1 protein-coding gene and 1 pseudogene are annotated in these 1082 nt (G+C 39.8%); one reads left to right on the plus strand and one right to left on the minus strand.

Annotation, left to right across the window (positions count from 1 at the left end):
• Nucleotides 1–105: 105 nt before the first annotated feature.
• Nucleotides 106–435 (plus strand): annotated as a pseudogene (locus tag R7P35_RS25955) (EAL domain-containing protein); the annotation flags it as partial.
• Nucleotides 436–447: 12 nt separating this feature from the next.
• Here R7P35_RS25955 and R7P35_RS25960 read toward each other — a convergent pair.
• The coding region (locus tag R7P35_RS25960; RefSeq protein WP_318093340.1) for an IS4 family transposase at nt 448–1082 on the minus strand (635 nt) is incomplete at its 5' end.

Genomic DNA, 1082 nt, shown 5'->3' on the forward strand with positions numbered 1-1082 from the left:
ATTATAATTCTTAATTTCCTGACGTAATAACTTTAGATATAGAATATGAAACGATGTTTAAGTGTGAGTCAAACATAGTAATAGTAAACGGATAAAGTGGATAATATGAAAAGGAATATGCCTTACCTACCTAGCTTCAAATTGACTGACTTTGATATAAAAACGTTAGTACAACCTATCCTCTGTCCTAGAAGCCAAGAAATTCAATATTACGAAACTTTGTCTAAGATAAGCACTTTTGATAAGAGTAACATAAACAACGATGTATTCTTTTCCATTATAGACAACACGTTTATTCAAACTCTCGCTTTACAACAAATTCGATTTTCTCTTGAAAAATACCCTCACCAACTACACTCTTTTAATATTAAACTCTCTTGTTTAGCTGACGAAGATTTTGTCCGTGAGCTTTTAAGCTTCAATGGTGCTAAGTTCTGAGAGATCCCCTCATAATTTCCCCAAAACGTAACCATGTGTGAATAGATTTTGAGTAAGCAGGGTTGCAGCCACGAGTGAGTCTTCCCTTGTTATTGTGTAGCCAGAATGCCGCAAAACTTCCATGCCTAAGCGAACTGTTGAGAGTACGTTTCGATTTCTGACTGTGTTAGCCTGGAAGTGCTTGTCCCAACCTTGTTTCTGAGCATGAACGCCCGCAAGCCAACATGTTAGTTGAAGCATCAGGGCGATTAGCAGCATGATATCAAAACGCTCTGAGCTGCTCGTTCGGCTATGGCGTAGGCCTAGTCCGTAGGCAGGACTTTTCAAGTCTCGGAAGGTTTCTTCAATCTGCATTCGCTTCGAATAGATATTAACAAGTTGTTTGGGTGTTCGAATTTCAACAGGTAAGTTAGTTGCTAGAATCCATGGCTCCTTTGCCGACGCTGAGTAGATTTTAGGTGACGGGTGGTGACAATGAGTCCGTGTCGAGCGCTGATTTTTTCGGCCTTTAGAGCGAGATTTATACAATAGAATTTGGCATGAGATTGGATTGCTTTTAGTCAGCCTCTTATAGCCTAAAGTCTTTGAGCGACTTGAGGATATGCTATGTAAGTTGCTGATAGGTTGCCAGTTTTCCGCACCTA

Source organism: Vibrio sp. Vb0304, assembly GCF_033338995.1.
Classification (GTDB): domain Bacteria; phylum Pseudomonadota; class Gammaproteobacteria; order Enterobacterales; family Vibrionaceae; genus Vibrio; species Vibrio alginolyticus.